Source organism: Qipengyuania flava, assembly GCF_011762005.1.
Lineage (GTDB): Bacteria > Pseudomonadota > Alphaproteobacteria > Sphingomonadales > Sphingomonadaceae > Qipengyuania > Qipengyuania flava.
Map to the genome: position 1 here is coordinate 182,349 of NZ_JAASQU010000004.1, position 17,470 is coordinate 199,818.

The 17,470-nt window shown below is 64.6% G+C and carries 13 protein-coding genes and 1 tRNA gene; 3 read left to right on the plus strand and 11 right to left on the minus strand.

The window, feature by feature from the left end:
* Nucleotides 1–77 (minus strand) — tRNA-Arg (locus tag FHS69_RS13305).
* Nucleotides 78–138: 61 nt separating this feature from the next.
* Here FHS69_RS13305 and FHS69_RS13310 point away from each other — a divergent pair.
* Nucleotides 139–870 (plus strand): queuosine precursor transporter, encoded by a 732-nt coding sequence (locus FHS69_RS13310; RefSeq protein ID WP_166778082.1) that lies wholly within the window; start codon nt 139–141, stop codon nt 868–870.
* Between the two features lie 81 nt (nt 871–951).
* On the opposite strand, the gene FHS69_RS13315 is transcribed toward FHS69_RS13310, so the two are convergent.
* The 10 genes from FHS69_RS13315 to FHS69_RS13360 all read right to left on the minus strand — a co-directional run bounded on the left by FHS69_RS13315 (nt 952) and on the right by FHS69_RS13360 (nt 12,399).
* Nucleotides 952–3,912 carry a TonB-dependent receptor gene (locus FHS69_RS13315; protein ID WP_166778083.1) on the minus strand — a complete coding sequence of 987 codons (2,961 nt, stop codon included), beginning with the start codon at nt 3,910–3,912 and terminating at the stop codon, nt 952–954.
* A gap of 202 nt (nt 3,913–4,114) precedes the next feature.
* A complete protein-coding gene (gene virB11, locus FHS69_RS13320) occupies nt 4,115–5,140 on the minus strand; it encodes a P-type DNA transfer ATPase VirB11 (protein WP_166778084.1) in 1,026 nt (341 codons plus the stop codon).
* A 13-nt stretch (nt 5,141–5,153) separates the two neighbouring features.
* Nucleotides 5,154–6,269 carry a TrbI/VirB10 family protein gene (locus tag FHS69_RS13325; RefSeq protein WP_166778085.1) on the minus strand — a complete coding sequence of 372 codons (1,116 nt, stop codon included), beginning with the start codon at nt 6,267–6,269 and terminating at the stop codon, nt 5,154–5,156.
* Nucleotides 6,270–6,284: 15 nt separating this feature from the next.
* Nucleotides 6,285–7,055: a TrbG/VirB9 family P-type conjugative transfer protein gene (locus FHS69_RS13330; RefSeq protein ID WP_166778086.1), complete on the minus strand. Its 771-nt coding sequence runs from the start codon at nt 7,053–7,055 to the stop codon at nt 6,285–6,287.
* Nucleotides 7,052–8,224 carry a TrbL/VirB6 family protein gene (locus tag FHS69_RS13335; protein WP_166778087.1) on the minus strand — a complete coding sequence of 391 codons (1,173 nt, stop codon included), beginning with the start codon at nt 8,222–8,224 and terminating at the stop codon, nt 7,052–7,054. The genes FHS69_RS13330 and FHS69_RS13335 overlap by 4 nt, the downstream gene beginning before the upstream one ends.
* On the minus strand, nt 8,221–10,659 hold the full coding sequence (locus FHS69_RS13340; protein WP_094062642.1) for a VirB4 family type IV secretion/conjugal transfer ATPase: 2,439 nt from the start codon (nt 10,657–10,659) through the stop codon (nt 8,221–8,223). The genes FHS69_RS13335 and FHS69_RS13340 overlap by 4 nt, the downstream gene beginning before the upstream one ends.
* Nucleotides 10,649–10,933, minus strand: a complete 285-nt coding sequence (locus tag FHS69_RS13345) for a VirB3 family type IV secretion system protein (RefSeq protein ID WP_166778088.1) — start codon at nt 10,931–10,933, stop codon at nt 10,649–10,651. Before FHS69_RS13345 ends, FHS69_RS13340 begins: the two co-directional genes overlap by 11 nt.
* A gap of 1 nt (nt 10,934) precedes the next feature.
* Entirely contained in the window at nt 10,935–11,234 is a 300-nt protein-coding gene (locus FHS69_RS13350; RefSeq protein ID WP_094062641.1) for a TrbC/VirB2 family protein, read from the minus strand.
* Nucleotides 11,235–11,238: 4 nt separating this feature from the next.
* On the minus strand, nt 11,239–11,868 hold the full coding sequence (locus FHS69_RS13355; RefSeq protein ID WP_425128231.1) for a lytic transglycosylase domain-containing protein: 630 nt from the start codon (nt 11,866–11,868) through the stop codon (nt 11,239–11,241).
* Nucleotides 11,869–12,015: 147 nt separating this feature from the next.
* The gene (locus tag FHS69_RS13360; RefSeq protein WP_166778089.1) at nt 12,016–12,399 is read right to left on the minus strand and encodes a hypothetical protein; all 384 of its coding nucleotides are present in this window, start codon (nt 12,397–12,399) and stop codon (nt 12,016–12,018) included.
* Nucleotides 12,400–12,665: 266 nt separating this feature from the next.
* Here FHS69_RS13360 and FHS69_RS13365 point away from each other — a divergent pair, with 266 nt between their 5' ends.
* Both FHS69_RS13365 and FHS69_RS13370 read left to right on the plus strand, forming a co-directional pair.
* Nucleotides 12,666–14,234, plus strand: a complete 1,569-nt coding sequence (locus tag FHS69_RS13365) for a hypothetical protein (RefSeq protein ID WP_166778090.1) — start codon at nt 12,666–12,668, stop codon at nt 14,232–14,234.
* 127 nt (nt 14,235–14,361) lie between these two features.
* Nucleotides 14,362–17,112 carry a TonB-dependent receptor domain-containing protein gene (locus FHS69_RS13370; RefSeq protein WP_166778091.1) on the plus strand — a complete coding sequence of 917 codons (2,751 nt, stop codon included), beginning with the start codon at nt 14,362–14,364 and terminating at the stop codon, nt 17,110–17,112.
* The last annotated feature ends 358 nt before the right edge of the window (nt 17,113–17,470 follow it).

Sequence of the window (17,470 nt, forward strand, 5' to 3'; positions counted from 1 at the left end):
TGGCGCGCCCGGCAGGACTCGAACCTGCAACTCCAAGCTTAGAAGGCTCGTGCTCTATCCAGTTGAACTACGGGCGCGCTGTGGGGGTGCCATAACGCGGGTTTCGCGCGGGGCCAATCGCCACTAACCCTGTTTGCGATGGAAAACACCGCCCAGCCCGCCCGCACCGCGCCGCAGCGCTTCCGCTATTACGATCTCGTAATGGCGGCCTTCGTCACCATCCTGCTGCTGTCCAACCTGATCGGCGCGTCCAAGCCGAGCTACGTGACACTGCCGCTGATCGGCCAATGGTCGTTCGGCGCGGGTGTGCTGTTCTTCCCCGTCAGCTACATCATCGGCGACATATTGACCGAGGTCTATGGCTATGCCCGCGCGCGCCGCGTGATCTGGACCGGTTTCGCCGCACTCCTGTTCATGGCTTTCATGGCCTGGGTCGTGGTCCAGTTGCCCCCCGCGGCTGGTTGGCCGGGCCAGGATGCCTACGAGTTCGTCTTCGGCAACAGCTGGCGTATCGTCCTGGCTTCCATGGTGGCCTTCTGGGCGGGTGAATTTGCCAACAGCTACGTGCTCGCCAAGATGAAGATCTGGACCGCGGGCCGCCATCTGTGGATGCGTACGATCGGATCGACCGTCGTCGGCCAGGGGCTCGACAGTCTGATCTTCTACCCGCTCGCCTTCTGGGGGCTGGCAGGCTGGCCGGTCGAGTTGCTGTGGCAGGTGGTGCTCTCGCAATGGGCGATCAAGACCGCGTGGGAGGCCCTGCTGACGCCTGTAACCTATGCCGCGGTGGGGGCTCTCAAACGCGCAGAGCAAGTCGACCTCTACGATACCGAAACCGATTTCTCGCCCTTCGCGCGCACGCGTGGCTGACGCGCACGAAGAGATGCGCATCGAAAAAGGGGCGACCCGCAGGCCGCCCCTTCCCCCTCTCCCCTATTCGCTGGGGTATCTTTAGAACTTCGCTCCCACCGCGATGCCATAGCGCCGCGGGTCGAGCGTGAAGATGTTGGTGAAATTGCCCGAGCTGGCATCGGTGACGTAGAGCCCCGTTACCGAATTGCTGTCGAAGATGTTCTGCACGAAGCCGCGCACGAACCAGCGGTCGTCCGCACCGTTGAACTGGATCGAGGCATTCGCCTGGACGAAGGGTTCGATCCGATTGACGTTGCCGTTGAACACATTGCCGAACTGTTCGCCGGTATAGGCGAGGTCGAAGCGAGGAACGAGCGACATCCCATTGTCGAATTCGGCAGTGTACTGGACACCGATCGAGGCCTTGTACTCGGGCGCCTGTGGCAGGCGGTTGCCCTTCAGGTTCACTTCGACCCCCGGGCTCAGCACACTGATCGGGCCAAGCGCTGCGAAGGCCGGGTTGGCGGTCTGCGCATCGAGCACGCTGCAGATGCTGAATGTCCCGGTCGAGGCGATTCCGCCATCGCTGGGGAAGGCGGTCGGACCCTGGAGCCCCAGTCCACCATTCACCGCGCCGACGAAGGCATTCGCGCCTGCTCCCGTCACCGCGCACAGCGAGCCGTTCGACAGATCCTTGATGATCACCGCATCGGGATCGCCGCCGCCCGGGTCGCGCGGATTGCTGAAGAACTGGTCACCCGAAACCTTCGCATTGAGATAGCTGAGGTTCATATTGATGAGCCAGTTGTAGCTCGGGCGCAGGATCGTCTCGAGTTCGAGGCCCCAGATATTGGCGTCGATCGTGTCGTTGACCGAAGTCCGCGCCACGATGCGGCTGAGCTGCAGATCCTTGTACTTGTAGTAGAAGCCGGTGAGATTTACCTGCGCGGCACCGTTGAGGAAGGTATTCTTCGAACCGATCTCGAATGCATCGATCTGTTCCGAACCGAAGCTCTCCGAGACCGCGAAGACAGGTGACAGCGGTGGGTTGATCCCGCCCGATTTGTAGCCCCGCGAGTAGGAGAAATAGATGTTGCTGTCGGGCGAGAACTCGTAATCGAGCACGGCGCGGCCGGTGATGGCGTCGAAGCTGACCTCGCGCTCTTGCAGCAACTGGTTTCCGGGCACCCCGGCATCGGCATCGAACCCGCCCACGAAGGGCGAGGTAAACGGATCACCATTGCCGAACGGGTTGAGGAAATTCGCCAGCGTCGTCCGTGCCGAGACACTCTTGCTGTCATCATTGTAGCGCAGACCGCCGGTGAAGGTCAGACGATCGGTGATGTCGAAATAGACCTCACCGAAAATCCCGAAGCTCTTCAGTTTGAAGTCGGTCGTGTTGTTGCGATACATCGAGGTCGCAAGGTACGACGGCGGCAGCGGCGCCGGATTGCCAGCACCATCGGTGTTGGCGAAGGCCGCAAATGTGCCAAGGATCGCCGTGGCATAGTCCAGCCCGAAGCCGTTCACATAGTAGCTGTTCTCGCTGACATCGGTTTCGGCATAGATGCCGCCGAGCAGGAAGTTGAACGGTCCGTCGAAATCGCTGCTCAGGATGGCCTCGCCCGACCACGACGTTTGGTATTGAACCGAGCGGTCGAAAGCGAGCGGCACGTCGGCACACAGGGAATTGCCTTCGAAAGCACCCAGATTGCCATCGTCGTTATCGGACGTGCACAGCTGCCCGCCGGGGCCGTTGGGGATCAGCGCAGCCGCGATGGGGGCGAAATAGGCACTTGAACCGGGGACGAATGCGGGCGCTGGCGGAGCCAGTCCGGTGGGCAGCCCGTTGGCTGCAAAGAACGCCAGCGTGTTGAGCCCGGTGGCGTAACCCGTCCGATCGAGCACGCCGAGGTTGTAGTCCTGTCGCGAATCGACCGTTGTTTCCTGATAGATCCCGGTGAGCGAGAGATTCATGGCGCCGACGGCCTGGTCGAGATGAGCCTGAAGCTGCAATTCGTCGGCGAAATATTCGGGGGTGAAAGCCGTATTCACCGTGCGAACGTCGTCGGGCTCGTCGAAATTGGCGTAGCCGTCGGGTCCGTAGACGCTCCCCAGCGCCAAAGCATCGGGGATGCCCTGGATGCGAAACAGTTCCTGCGACGTCAGAACGGTTGCCAAGGTCGAATTGGCATTGGTGCTGTCAAAGTCGCGACGATTGTTCAGACAGCCGAGCACACCGGTGGGATCGCGCTGGCACAGCTGCTTCTGTATCCGCAGGCGGTCGTCATTCTCGCGGAAGTAGAACGCCATGAGATCGAGCGTCGTCGTCGCGGTCGGCTCGAAACGAAGCGAGCCGCGCACCGCATACATGTCGCGCCCGTCGATGTCGCTGTTATCGTAGAGATTGGTCGTGTAGCCGTCCCGGTTGAGATAGAACCCGGCCGCGCGGAAGGCCAGCGTGTCCCCCAGCGGCACGTTGACCATGCCCTTGGCCTTGATGCTGTTGTAATTGCCATATTCGAACTCGCCCGAAGCGGCAAAAGTGCCGAGTTCAGGTTTGGCGGTCACGACATTGACCACACCCGAGGTAGCGTTTCGGCCGAACAGCGTACCTTGCGGACCACGCAAAACTTCGACGCGTTCGAGGTCGAAATATTCGGTCTCGAACAGGCGGGTCCCGAACAGGGGCGAGCCATTGGTATGGATGGCAGTCGCGCTATCGCAAGTCACGCCGACGCACAGGTCGCCGATGCCGCGAATGGTGAAGCTCGCACTGGTGAAGTTCGACTTGGTAAAGGAGACGTTGGGCAGGGTCAGTTGCAGGTCGCTGGCATTCTCGATCTGCTGCGCTTCGAGCGCCGCGCTGTCGAACGCGCTGACCGCGATCGGCACTTCCTGCAGCGACTGGTTCTGACGCTGCGCGGTGACGATGATGACATTGCTGTTCAGCCGCGGATCGTCGAAATCGGCGAAATCTTCTTCCGTGTCCTGTGCCTGAGCCGGAAACGCAATTGCACTCGCGCAGATACCCGCGAGCAAGGTAGCCCTTACCCTCATTAACCCTCTCCTCTCCATGTGGCCGTCTTTGCGGCCTATGGTGTATTGCTAACACACATTCGTATGCACGCAAGCGCCTGCGCATCAATGTTGCGCAAAACACGGAGGAATTTTGGCGAGTGTTGTCCGCGCACCGCAGAAGCACATCCGAGATTACGCTACGGAAAGCTGAAATTTTTTCAGGCGACGTGAATTGGCGCTGTCAGACCAACGTGTGGCTTTCGGCGATCTGGGCAATGCCGCGTTTACCGTTTTCGTCGCGCCCGAGTTGTACCATCACGTCGATTACGCTGGCCGCATAGGCGATCGTATCGCTGCGCGTGAGGCCGATTCCCGTCTGCATGACCATCAGCGAAAGCTGCTCCAGCGCGCCGCGCAGCGAGTTCGCGTGGACGGTCGAGAAACTGCCCGGATGGCCGGTGTTGATCGCGCGCAGGAAGCTGACGCTCTCGGCGCCGCGCAATTCCCCGAGCACGATACGGTCGGGGCGTAGCCGCAGCGCGGCCTGCAGCAATTCGTTGGCGGTAACCTTGGCCTCGCCCAGTTCGCCCTTCACCGCGACCAGACCCACACCGTTTTCGCCGGGCAGCTTCAGTTCGGGCGTGTCTTCCACCAGCACGACGCGTTCGTGCCCCGGTATCTCTCCGAGCATGGCGTTGAGGAATGTGGTTTTGCCGGTGCTGGTGCCGCCCGAGACGAGAATCGTGCGCCGCTGACGGATCGCTTCGCGCAGAAAGGCGATCGGCTGTGCCTGCGGATCGGGCAGCGCGTCGTGCTGATGCGGTGTCAAAGGGCCGGTGTCATAGGCGTCGAGCGGCAGGTCGAGCCGGCGATGGCGGCGGATCGCCATCGCCCAGTGCTTGCGCGCCGCGGGCGGGCCGCAGAACTGCACACGCGCGCCGCCCGGCAGCGTCGCGCCGAGCAGCGGGTGTTCGCGGTTGATCCCTTGGTGGCTCACCCGTGCGACCTGTTCCGCCAGCCGCTGGATCAGCCGGTCGTCGATGTCTGGGCGCAAGACCTTGTGCATGCCGCCGCGCGCCGCATCCTCGACCCAGACCTCGCCGGGGCGGTTGACGAGGATCTCGGTCACCGTGTCGCATTCGAGCCATTCGCGGAACGGCGCGAGATAGGCATCGAGATAAACGCTGCGCTCGCCGTGCAGGTCGACTGGTGGCGCGTCCTCTTCCGGATGGTCGTCCGGATGGAAGGGATGGATATCGGCGCTCATGTCGGCAGTTCGCTCAGCTGACCGAGGAAAAGTCGAGATCGCGCGCGGTGAAAATGCGGATCGGTTCGCCCTGGCGCACGCGGACGGTGGGGCCGCGCTGGCCATCCTGCTGCGCGGCTGTGGCAGCCGCCGAAGAACTCGCGCCGCCGATCAGCACGCCCGCTGCACCGCCCGTCGCGAGCGAGCCGACGCCGCCCACGACCGACAGCAGCATGGCCGAGCCGAAGCGCTTGAAGAAGCTGTTGCCCGACACCTCGCCGGCAAGCCCCGTGGTTCCGTCGAAGCCGATCGCGGGCGAGGCGAGGTTGACCGAGGCGCCATCGGGGCGGATGAGCCGCGTCCAGATGACATAGGCGCGCTTCTGCCCGTTCTGCAGGCCCGACTGGTACTGGCCGATAAGCCGGCTCGAACGCGGCACCAGCACCTTGGTCCCGTCGAAGCTGCGCACGTCCTGGCTCACCACCGCGCGGACGTAGCCGGGAACGTTGGTGTCGATCGCGGTTTCGAGGATCGCCGGAATCAGCGTGCCCTGTGTCACCGTAGTCGCCGGATTGACCATCGCCCGGGCCTGCGCGGGCGCCCCGCCCACACCGCCGATACGGCTGGCGAAATCGCTGGCGGCATTGCCCGTCGAACCACCGGCCGCTTCGCCCGCAGCGCCCGGTTCGGCGACCGCCAGAGTGGCGGGCGATGTGCCCGCATCATAGACCACGGTGGGATTGGCATAGGGATTGGCGGCAAGGCCGGGCTGCGGCTGTGCGGCGAGCACCGGCTGCGGTGCGGGATCGGGCCGGGCGACCTGCGCGGGCGCCGCGGCAGCGGGCGTCGGCGGCGTCACCGCTTCAGGCGCCACAGCCGGCGCGGCCGCTACCGGAGCCTGCTGTCCGCCGATGCCTTCGGGTTGAGCGACGCGCGTCGAGTTCATGCTCCACAGCGTCACCAGACCAAGCCCAGCGACGATGGCGATCCCCGCCACCATGCCCAGCGCGTCGGACTTGCCTGCGGGGCGCGCCACCGCCGGGAAGGCGTTGCGCTGCGCGAGGTCAATCACCTCGGCATCGCTGTCCTCGCGCGGATCGATATCGTTCGCGACCCCGCTGTCGCCGGGCTTCTTCTCTGGCAGTCGCATGGCAAGGCGCATCGGTTACTTCCCTTTCGCAGCAAGAGCGGGGCCGCCGCTCGCGCCGACTGCAGGCCGTTCGGGCCCGGTGTTAATCAGCGTGGCACTGTCTTCGCCCGACCGCAGCACGATGCTACGGGGCACGCCATCGACCACGATCGTGTCGCCGCGGACAGTGAAATTGACCGGTCCCTCGGTGCCTTCATTATTGGTCACGAGGATCGCGGGCACGTCCTTCCCGCTGGGCCAGGTGAGGAACGTGGCGGTGCCGTCGTCATAGGTGTTCTCGGGCAGGAGCTCGGGATCGCCCGAGGCATTCCACGCGAAATTGAGATTCGCCGGATCGACGACTGCATAGGGATCGCGTGCCGCCTGCCGCTCAACCGCATTGGGGGCTGCGGCCATCTGCACCGCTTCATCCTCCGGCTCGTCGGGATAGGCGAAGCGCATCAGGTAAAGCGGCTTGGCACCGGGGCTGGCGACAAGATCGAACAGGTAGGTGCGTTTGCTGGTGACGACCGTGAGATTGGTCGAGGCGCGCGGCTCGAGCGGTTTGACAAAAAGGATGTTGGCGCGCTTGTTGGGAGTGACCTGCCATGTCGCGCTGTCGCCGATCGCGACGTTCTCGATCACCTCGTCATCGCCGAACATGATACTCGCCTGCACCGCGACGCGCCCGTCGATGCGGACCACCTTGGTCTCGTCATACATCACTTCGACGAGGCGCGGATCTTGCGCCACGGCGGGGCTGGCCAGCAAAGCGAGGGCGAGCGCGGGGATGAGCGCGCGGATCATGCGTGTTTCTCCATGGAACGGTCGAGGGCCTTGGGCGCGGCGGATTTGAACCGGCTTCCGATGCCGGAGCCACGCGCGCGAGCCGAACTTGCGGGGGTTGTCGAATTGGTTGCAGAAGAAGTCGCATAGACCTTCACGGTACGCGAACCGCTGCCACCCGAGCTGCCGCTGTCATTGGCGGCATAGGCGGTCGGAACTGCCGAAACGTCGATCCGGCGGGCCTGCGAACTGGCTTTGCTGGCGGCCTGCGCCTGCGCAAGCGCAGCGGCTGGCGCAGCCTGCTGCGGAGCTTGCGCAGGCGCAGATTTGTCTTCCCGCTCGGGCACCAGCCCGAACACGCTCCAGCCCGCGACCATCGCCCCGGCCACCTTGAACACCAGCACCATCAGCGCGACATGGACCGCGCCGATCATAAAGAATGCCATGCCCGCCTGCGCATCGACCTGCCCCGGAGTAGCGGTCAGCGCGCCGAGGATCGGAACTGCGAGTTCGAGCATCACGCTGCCGCCCAGCACCGCGAACAGCGGGGCCAGCGCGCACAGCGTCAGTCCCTTGACCCAGCCGGTGAACAGGCCGCGCGTGCCGTTGAACAGCGCCATGACCACGAACAGCGGCCCCAGCGCGACGAGCACGCCGAGCGCGATCTTGGTCGTCACCAACAGCCCGACGGTGCCGAGCATGAACAGCATTGCGCCGAACCACATCATGCCTTCGGGCGAGAAGGTCGAAATATCCTGCGCGCCGGCGCTCGCTTCCTGGATCGCCAGGAAGACCACGTCGATCTTCTGTGCGAACACATCGGTCGCGGATCCCTGCGTGCCGGTGAGCACGCCGGCGAGATAATCGGGAGTGGCAACCGCGAGGTTCCACACCACGCTCTGATAGGCGATCCAGCTGGTGGCGAAGGTCAACACCAGGCCGAGCGTCATCATCCGCGGGACGAGACTGCGCACGCCGATATTGGTGCGGCCGGTAAGCAGCGCGAAAGCGAACAGCGCGATGAACAGCGTGAGCACCAGCGTCAGCACAGTGCCGAGCGATCCCCCGGGAGCGAACAGCCGACCGAAGGCGGCGGCACTGGCTTCACCCGCAATGCAATCGACCCCGCGCAGTGCGGCGGCGACACCATTGCCGACCTGCTCGGTGGCCTGCTGGCAGTTCACGCTCATTCGGCGGCCAGCCCGAGGGCTTCGACCCCGGTGTCGCCTTCGTCATTCGCACCGCCCGGCCACTTGGTGCCGGTAAGCGCGGGGAACCATTCGCTCGGGGCATCGCCCAGCGCTTCGCGGAGCAGGTCGAGCCGTCGGACCGAGCTTTCGCGCCCCGACAACAGCGTGAGCACTTCGGGCGCACCCGACAGGTCGAGCCGCACGACGACGCTGGCATCGGGCTGGCGCACGAGGAAACAGCGGCTGTGCGCCGGCAGCGTGCGGATCAGCGCAAGCTCGTGCTCGGTCAGGCCGAAGCCGTCGCAATAGTCTTCCGGCCGCGCGCGGCTGTTGGGCATGAACACCATGGTCGCAGTCTGCTCGACCAATGCGGTCGAAATGCGGCTCTCCAGTGCATCGCGCGCGCTTTGCGTGGCAAAACCGACCAGTGCGTTGCGCTTCCTGAGCGTCTTGAGCCAGTCGCGGATGCGCGCTGCGAAGATCTCGTCGTCGAGCGCTTTCCAGCCCTCGTCGATCAGGATCATGGTCGGCTTGCCGTCCAGTCGCTCCTCGATCCGGTGGAAGAGATACATCATGGTTGGGGTGCGCAGCTTGGGATTCTCGAGCAGCGCGGTCATGTCGAAGCCGAGGACGCGGGCCGACAGGTCGAGCTTGTCTTCCGCATTGTCGAACATCCAGGCGTTCTCGCCCTCACCAATCCAAGCGCCGAGGCGGTCGGCCAGATCGCCCGGCTGAGGGCGGCGGCTGCCGGACAGCAGTTCCTTGAAGTGGCGCAGGCGGCGCAGGCTGGCATCGTTGGCATAGGCCGCATCCACCGCGCCCGCGATGGTCTGCTCTTCTTCCGGCCCTTCGGCCTTCAATAACACCCCCAGCCAGTCGCGCAGGAAGGCCTTGTTGCCGGGCGTATCGGGCAGTGCGAGCGGATTGAACCCGGTCGGTTCGCCCGAGCGGATGCTGTCGTAGCGCCCGCCGATACCGCGCACGAAGAGTTCGGCTCCGCGATCCTTGTCGAACAGGATCGTGCGCGGGCTGAATTTCTGTGCCTGCGCGGCAAGGAAGTTCATCACCACGGTCTTGCCCGAACCGCTTGGCCCGATGACCGAGAAATTACCGAGGTCGCCGTGGTGGAAATTGAAGAAGAACGGGGTCGCGCTGGTGGTTTCCAGCAGCGTCACCGCCTCGCCCCAGTGATTGCCCTGCGCCTGCCCCAGCGCAAAGCCGTGCAGCGATCCGAAGCTCGCCATGTTCGCGCTCGAAATCAGTGCGCGGCGCACCAGATAGGCTTCGTTGCCGGGGAACTGCCCCCAGAAAGCGGGTTCGAGATTGGTGTCCTCGCGCACCGCGATCGCACCGGTATCGGCCAGCGCGGCGGCGCAGGCAGCCATCGCGTCGTCGAGGCGGCCGAGATGGCGTTCCTTGACCATCACGGTGAGGTGATGATCGCCGAAACCGACCGCGCCATTGCCCAGCGCATCGCGCGCGGCCATCATGTCGGCGCGCTCGGCGGCGGCTTCCTCGTCGGCGCTCTTGAGGCGGCGGATCGCGAGGTCCATCCGTTCGCGCGCGGTCTGCCGCTCGGTCGGGGCGTAGCTTTCGCTCACCACCATTTCGAAGGGCAGCCGCAGCAGACTGTCGAGCAAGCCTGGGCTGGTTGCCTCGGGATAGTCCTTCATGCCCAGCACGGCGGCGAAATCGGGCGAGCCCGAGCCGCGCATCTCGATCGCGTCGAGACCGAAGCTGACGCGGCGATAGGGCAACATATGGCCGATATCGACATCGTCGGCGGGCTTGCGCACCGGGCGCATTTCGCCATTGTAGAGCGCGCTCAGCAGTTCGAGCATTTCCGAATTGGTGTTGCCCTGCGGGCCGACGTAGTCGCCCAGCGGGGTCGCGCCATAGGCCTGCAGCGCAGCGACCAGCCCCTGCGAGGCGGCACGCAGGCTCCGCAAGTCCTTGGGATCGGGTTCAAGCCGCTCGCCACCCTTGCGCCTGAACTTCTTGCCCATTCGCTCGACCAGCCCGGCCTTGCCCCGCGCGGGGCGGCGGATCAGCGTGATGAACTGGTCGTTGACGAACAGTTGCCCCGAACCGAGCCGCTCGCGCCAGCGCGCATCGATGTGGCGACTGATCGGATCGGGAAATTCGGCTTCGAGATCGACCGAGACGCGCCGCCGGATGACGTGATGATACAGCACGAAGCGCGCATCGAGCGTCGAGCGCAGCACCACCTCGCGGGTCGCCGCATGCGCATTGAGCGCTTCGCTGTCCTCGGTTTCGAACAACAGGCCGGGAACCTGGATCGCAGTCATTACCGAACCGTCGCGCAGCAGCAGCGTGCTTTCGTCGATCAGGCGCAAATACGGCAGGCGGTCGCCCGCCCGTGCTTCCTTCGCACCCCAGGCGGCAGCGCCCATCCATTTGTCGTTACGCGGCATAGGAATTGCACCCCCAGCGCTGGTAGTTCTTTACCCGCGGACACTTGCTGACCTTGGTGATCCACAAGTCGAAGATGCGCGGTTCGCGCAGGCAGGCGAAATAGCCGATCGCGTGCATCACAGCGAAAACCACCAGCGCCAGCCAGCTCCCGGTGATGAGGAAGGCCTCGGTGGTCACCATCCCGTTGATGATGAAATAGTTATATGTCACCCCCGCGAACATCTGCGGACGCGTCAGCGCGCGGTGGACGGGATGGCGGACCAGCGCGGTCATCTCAGCCGGCCACGCCCTGGATACCGGCCACGATCGAAGCCGCGCCGAACAGGATAAAGACGCCGATGATCACGGTCGCGCCGAAGCGCCAGTTGAGCCGGCCGGTCAGCATCATGAAGCCGACCGCGGCCACTGCCATCACCGCGACTGCGGTGGCGACATTGCCCAGCAAGGTGCCCTGCAGCCAGCCGAGCGCGGCGACGATCGGGCCCGAACCGGCGGGATCGGCGGCCTGCGCGAAGGCGGCGCTGGGGGTCAGGAGGGCGGCCAGTACTGCCGGCAGGGTGAACTTGCGACTCAATTGATTACTCCCGTGAATGATCGGACAGGCGGCCCATGATGGCGGCCACGTAAAGCTGGGTTTCGCGAATGCGCGGAATGCCGCCCGCGCGGATCACGCGGCCGGGGCCGGCATTGTAGGCGGCGAGCGCCTTCTCGAGATCGCCATCGAACCGGTCGAGCTGTTCGCGCAGGTAACGCGCGCCGCCTTCGAGATTGGCGAAGGGATCGTCGGGATCGACGCCAAGGTCGCGGGCGGTGCCCGGCATCAATTGCGCCAGCCCCCGCGCCCCCACGGGCGAGACCGCATTTTCGCGCCAGCGGCTTTCCTGCCACACCAGCGCCTCGATCAGCGTCGGACTGAGATCGAAACGCGCGGAGAGTTCGGCCACCTTTGCCTTGTAGCCATCGGGCACCAGCAGCGCATGCGTGGCGGGATCGGCAACGGCGATATCGGGGACGAAGATTTCGGAAGGGACTTCGGCAAGCGGCTCGACCGCCAGCGTTTCCACGGGCGCAGCCGCTTGCGCGGTGCCTCCGCCGGCAACCCAGCGCGCTCCGTCGGCATCAATCTCCATGACATCCGCCTTCGCATCGAAAGCGGTCAGCGCCGTGCAGGACAATCCCATAACCAGCGCCAAGCGTGCGAGAATCATTGCACCCTCCGTCCGGCCCCCTTGGGCATACTACATGACAGGCGGGTGACAAAAACTCCAATGTGCGACGAAGCCATGGCGAGTGCGCACAAAAAAGCCCGCTTCCTCAAGGGGAAGCGGGCTCGGTGGCTCAACTGCTGCGAAGAATCAGCGGAGCGATAGTGCGTAATAGCGCGCGAATTCACCCCTATCCAGCATGGCCAGCGCCTTGCGCGCGAGGCGACGGGAATCGACCCATTCGCCATCGGCCGTTTCAAGCTCGATGCTGTTGCGCGCACCGGCAGCGGCTTCGAATTCCGCGCGGGCGGCGTCGTAATTGCCGGTCCGCGCCAGTGCGATGCCGTGGTTGATCAGCCGCGCGGGGTCGTTCGCGGCCAGTTCGTCGCAATTCTCGATCGCCTTGCGCGCCGCGACGTTCTCGTTGGCGACCAGTTCTTCGTAGCCGACATCGAACGCGGTGTCCGGGACCTGGGTGGTGGTGGCAGTACCCTGCGCCAGAAGGGCCAAAGCAACGCTAGTGATGATCGCCATGACAGCTCTCCCTTTCCTGTTGTGGGAGCCTTTATGAAACCCGCGAGCGAGAGCTGCAACCAAACTGTAACGATGTCATAAAACTGCAATCTCGGGGCGACCCATCATCTTTCTGCCGCATCGCATACGCGTCGGCGGAAGATAGGTGGCTTTTGCAACATAACGGTCACGAACCGACAAAAACTGTCACGAACCATCCCTAGCGGACGAGTCGCGATCACGAATTCGCATTTCGATTCATCCGGTTTTTGAGGGGACCGTTACCCGTGACCAATTTCCATCGTTCGCTCGTCCTCGGCTGCTCCGCACTGGCTCTCGCCAGCTGCGGTGCCGACGAAATCGTCTCGCCGGGCACCGGCGGTGACGTCATCATCAACAATCCGCCCGCCACTGCCACGCCGACCCCGACGCCGACCCCGACGTCGACGCTGGTGACGCCGGCGGCCGGCTGCCCGACCATTTCGGACCCTGTCGGCCTGACCGACGACAACACCATCACCGGCCCGACCGGCGAATATCGCGTCTGCACCCTGCCCGCGCGCTTCACCGCTTCCTCGACCCTCCCCTATGTCGAAGGCCTTCTCTACCGCATCAACGGCCGCGTCGACGTCGGCACCGATGGCGGTGCAGCCGATACCGGCGCCGATACGGATGTCGAACTGACCATCGAACCGGGCGTGATCCTGTTCTCGTCGGGTTCGGGCTGGCTCAACGTCAACCGCGGCAACACGATCGACGCGAACGGCACCGCCGACCGCCCGATCGTCTTCACCAGCCGCGATAACGTCCTCGGCCTCAACAACGCCAACTCGTCGGGTCAGTGGGGCGGCGTCGTCCTGTCGGGCCGCGCCCCGGTCACCGACTGCATCGCGCCGGGCGCCACGCCGGGCACCACCGCCTGCGAACGCCAGGTCGAAGGCGCGGCGCAGCCCGCACTGTTCGGCGGCGCCACCGTCAACGACAGCTCGGGCAGCATGAGCTATGTGCAGATCCGCTATTCGGGCTTCGTCCTCTCGGGCGACAGCGAACTGCAGGCGCTGACCACCGGCGGCACCGGCACCGGCACGCAGCTGAGCAACATCATGAGCTACAACAGCTCGGATGACGGCGTCGAATTCTTCGGTGGCCAGTTCAACCTGCGCAATCTGATCGTCGTCGGCGCGGAAGACGACAGCCTCGACACCGACACCGGCGTCAAGGTCGACATGCAGAACGTGATCGCGATCCAGCGCCCCGGCGTCGGCGACACGATCATCGAGGCTGACTCCTCGAACGGTCTGGAAGAAGACACCCCGCGCCAGAACACGCGCATCTCGAACGCGACCTTCATCGCCAACAGCGGCACCGGCGACCAGGCCATCCGCATCCGCGGCTTCGCCGACTACACGATCGTCAACTCGATCCTGGTCGACAACGAAGGCTCGACGCCGTGCCTGCGCATCGACAACACCGAAACGCTCAACCGCGCAGCCAATGCCGCGATCGACGAAGCCGGCCCGGTCGTCTTCAACTCGTTCGCGCTCGATTGCTCGGTCGACTTCCGCGACAGCTCGGGTGGCGTGACCGCCGCGCAGATCGAAACCCGCTTCAACGCCGGTTCGAACAATGACGCGGACTTCACCAACACGCTGACCATGGGCTTCGTGAACGGTTCGAACGAAGACGGCGTCGCCGTGTTCGACCCGACCGGGATTTCGTCCTTCTTCCAGCTGCCGACCAGCATCGGTGCCGTCTACGCCGGCAATGACAGCTGGATCCAGGGCTGGACCTGCAACTCGGCCACGGTGACCTTCGACGCCGCGGTGTCCGACTGCACCAGCCTGCCGGTCTACTAATCGGCCAGACGGGCCGCGGGGCGTGCACATCATGCGCGTCCCGCGGCCTTCTTCGCATTTTCGCACTGGAGCCGGACAGCGGCTCCCACCCAGTTTTTAAGGCCTGAACATGAGGGGGTCTCGAACCATGTCGACCGGCAAGCAGCTTTCCGCGCTGCTCCTGCTCACCACCGCGCTCACATTTCCTGCCGGCGCCGCTTTCGCCCAGGATGCGAGCACGGGCGCCGAAGGCGTACCCGCCGAAGAAGATCCCGCGACCGACGCCGTGATGGCGCAAGAGGCCGAGGGCATCGACGACACGCCGCAGGAGGAAGCGTTCGAGCAAACCGAGATCTCGGTCCCGGGCGGCGCGATCGTGGTCACCGGGCGCCGTCGCCAGGACGTCACCCGCGCCTCGTCGCAGGTCGTCTCGGTGCTCGACAGCGCCAGCATCGCGCGCACGGGCGAAGGCGACATAGCCGGCGCGCTGACCCGCGTGACCGGCCTGTCGACCGTCGGCAATGGCCTCGTCTATGTCCGCGGCCTCGGCGATCGCTACTCGCTCGCGCTGCTCAACGGCTTGCCGCTGCCTTCGCCCCAGCCGCTCAGCCGCGTGGTCCCGCTCGACATCTTCCCGACCAGCGTCATCGCCTCCAGCCTCGTCCAGAAGACCTATTCGGCCAACTTCCCCGGCGAATTCGGCGGCGGGGTCATCAATCTCACCACCCGCGCCGTGCCCGATGAAAGCTTCGTCAAGGTCAGCGCGGGTGTCTCGGGCGATACCGAAACCACCTTCGGCACGGGCTACACCTATTTCGGCTCGGATTACGACTGGTTCGGCTTCGACGACGGACGCCGCGATCCCGGCCCAGTGCTGCAGAGCTTCCTCGACAGCGGCCAGTCGATCAACGATCCGGACGTGGACCAGCAGGCGATCCTGACCGAGCTGGGCGATCCCAACCTGATCCTGCTGCAGAGCACCGACGAGCTGCCCGTCAACTGGTCGGGCGGCATCACCGCCGGCACGAGCGTGGACGTGTTCGCCGACGGGCGGTTCGGCGTCATCGCCACCGCTTCGCTCAGCAACAAGTACCGCAATCGCTACATCACCCGCCAGGCGGCACTGAACGGCGATCTCGATCTCGACCAGACGGGCAACCAGTTCCAGACCGACCAGCGCATGCTCGCCAATGTCATGCTCGGCTTCGGTCTCGAGGTCGGCGAACACCGCTTCCGCCTGACCAATCTCTACATCCGCGATTCGCTCAAGCGCGCCTCGCTCGCGCAGATCTCCGATCTGACCGACGACGATGACGACCTGATCCAGAACACCGCCTGGTACGAACGCCAGCTGTTCGACACACAGTTCGTCGGCGAACTCGAATTCGGCGATCTCTCGGTCGATCTGCGCGCAGGCTATGCGCAGACCCAGCGCGAAGCCCCCAATGAATGGGAATTCACCTATTCGCGCGATCTCAACCCCAGCGGCGGGCTCGACGACGTCTATCTCAACATCCAGAACGGCGGCCAGCGCGGCCGCACGACGGTGGCCTTCTCGAATCTGACCGAGGACCTCTATTACGGCGGTCTCGATGTCAGCTACCAGCTCGCGAACTGGCTCGGCGTGACGCTGGGCGGTGCCTATACCGACACCGACCGGCTTTCGCGCCGCCGCGAGTTCGACATCCGCACCACGGGTGACTACCCGATCGCCTTCGGCGCCTTCCGGCCCGACAATCTGCTCGGCGATGCGCTGATCTCGCTCGGCTACGACACCGAAGCGCAGACCGCGGCGGGGATCGGTCCGTTCTCCTACACGATCATCGACACCACCGCGGCCGACCCGGCCTTCTCGGCGGGGCTCGAGATCAAGGCAGGCTATGTCCAGGCGCGAGTCGAACCGGTTGCGGGCATCGCGCTCGACGCGGGCGTGCGCTACGAGGACGCGACGCAGGAAGTCGTCCCGCTCGGCCTCGACGGCCTGCCCAGCGGCTCGGCCAATGCCACGCTGCTGAGCAACGATTACTGGCTGCCTGCTGCCACGCTGACCTGGGAAATCGCCGACAGCCTGCAGGCGCGGTTCAACGCGTCGAAGACCATCGCACGCCCCCAATTCCGCGAGCTGATCCTGCAGACCTATTACGATCCTGAAAGCAACCGCCAGTTCACCGGCAACCCCGGCCTGGTCGACAGCGAGCTGACCAATTACGAAGCGCGTCTCGAATATTACTGGGGTTCGGGCAGCAAGTTCAGCCTCGCCGGGTTCTACAAGGACATCGAGAACCCGATCGAAGTGTTCTCGAGCTTCAACGACAACACCGTGGTCAGCCGCTTCGCCAATGCGCCGCAGGCCGAGCTCTACGGCGCCGAAGTAGAAGTCCAGTGGAACAAGGATCTCTACACGCTGGGCGAATGGTGGGACAGCAAGCGCTTCGTCGCGATCGCCAACTACACCTATACCAAATCGGACATCAGCGTGCAGGCGGGCGACCTCGTGAACGTGCCCGAACTGGGCGGCGAACAGGCGGCGACCAACTTCTTCGAAGACGGCACCGCGCTGACCGGCCAGTCGGACCATATCGCCAACGTGCAGCTGGGACTGGAAGACCTCGACCGGGTCAGCCAGGTCACCTTCCTGTTCAACTACGGCAGCAAGCGCGTGGTCAGCCGCAGCACGCTGTCACGTCCCGACATCCTCGAGAACCCGGGCCTGACGATCGATTTCGTCGCCCGCCAGGGGATCGAGCTGGCCGGAGCCGAGCTCGAACTGAAGTTCGAAGCGCGCAACCTGACGGGCCGCGACCATTTCGAATACCAGACCACCGGCACCACGCGGATCGAGAACAACAGCTACGACGTGGGCCGCAGTTTCAGCTTCTCGGTCTCCGCCGAGTTCTGATCATACCGGATACCCTCGTAGGATAGGGCCGCCCTCGGGCGGCCCTATTCATTTACGTGAGGCTCGCTACAGGTCGCATGAGCGCGAGCTTAAGCCGCTCCGCCTTTGCTCGTTCGAACGTTACCTTCTGCGCCATCTCGGCGAGTCCTCTCCAAGACTTTTCGGCGCGGAGGCTGCGCTGCCTGACATTGTCGAGCGTAGCCGCCTCGGCTTCGAGAGCGGCTTCCTGCGCGCGGGCAGTGTAAAATTCGAATGACAGTCTCATAGTGTACCTCTCTAAGCCGTGCTCAGATTTGGGTGCCCACTCGCGCGCCGGGTCGCAGAGCACGCGAGAGGAACCATTCAAACGCTAGGCGAT

What these genes read in the sequence shown, in the direction of transcription:
- FHS69_RS13370 (WP_166778091.1), top strand. Translation starts at nt 14,362, where the DNA reads ATGTCGACCGGCAAGCAGCTTTCCGCGCTGCTCCTGCTCACCACCGCG.
- virB11 (WP_166778084.1), bottom strand. Translation starts at nt 5,140, where the DNA reads ATGAGCGCCGATATCCATCCCTTCCATCCGGACGACCATCCGGAAGAG.
- FHS69_RS13355 (WP_425128231.1), bottom strand. Translation starts at nt 11,868, where the DNA reads ATGATTCTCGCACGCTTGGCGCTGGTTATGGGATTGTCCTGCACGGCG.
- FHS69_RS13330 (WP_166778086.1), bottom strand. Translation starts at nt 7,055, where the DNA reads ATGATCCGCGCGCTCATCCCCGCGCTCGCCCTCGCTTTGCTGGCCAGC.
- FHS69_RS13360 (WP_166778089.1), bottom strand. Translation starts at nt 12,399, where the DNA reads ATGGCGATCATCACTAGCGTTGCTTTGGCCCTTCTGGCGCAGGGTACT.
- FHS69_RS13345 (WP_166778088.1), bottom strand. Translation starts at nt 10,933, where the DNA reads ATGACCGCGCTGGTCCGCCATCCCGTCCACCGCGCGCTGACGCGTCCG.
- FHS69_RS13335 (WP_166778087.1), bottom strand. Translation starts at nt 8,224, where the DNA reads ATGAGCGTGAACTGCCAGCAGGCCACCGAGCAGGTCGGCAATGGTGTC.
- FHS69_RS13315 (WP_166778083.1), bottom strand. Translation starts at nt 3,912, where the DNA reads ATGAGGGTAAGGGCTACCTTGCTCGCGGGTATCTGCGCGAGTGCAATT.
- FHS69_RS13310 (WP_166778082.1), top strand. Translation starts at nt 139, where the DNA reads ATGGAAAACACCGCCCAGCCCGCCCGCACCGCGCCGCAGCGCTTCCGC.
- FHS69_RS13325 (WP_166778085.1), bottom strand. Translation starts at nt 6,269, where the DNA reads ATGCGACTGCCAGAGAAGAAGCCCGGCGACAGCGGGGTCGCGAACGAT.
- FHS69_RS13340 (WP_094062642.1), bottom strand. Translation starts at nt 10,659, where the DNA reads ATGCCGCGTAACGACAAATGGATGGGCGCTGCCGCCTGGGGTGCGAAG.